General features: G+C 46.1%; 1 protein-coding gene. It reads left to right on the forward strand.

Going from position 1 to position 254, the window contains the following annotated elements; translation table 11 throughout:
• Positions 1–254 (forward strand): DUF1007 family protein (locus tag A3773_RS17285; RefSeq protein WP_156473575.1); only part of this gene is annotated, 254 nt, incomplete at both ends.

Consider the following 254-nt stretch of genomic DNA (forward strand, 5'->3'; position numbering starts at 1 on the left):
CGCATATTTGGATCGATTCCTACTATCAAGTGAACCTATCGTCGCCGAAAGTGCAGATTCTTGAAGCTTATTGGCAATTTTATGTGTTCTCCAGTGTGGACATGTTGATGGAGTTTGATAAAAACGCCGATGGTCAATTAACCAGTGCTGAAAAAGCCGATGCGGCAACGGCGATCACCAACCTTGCCCAATACGATTACTTTATTCGACTGCAAGTCGATGGTCGTGAGATCACGCCAGCGCAGATCGATGTG

It is taken from the genome of Neptuniibacter pectenicola (assembly GCF_001597735.1).
GTDB lineage: Bacteria > Pseudomonadota > Gammaproteobacteria > Pseudomonadales > Balneatricaceae > Neptuniibacter > Neptuniibacter pectenicola.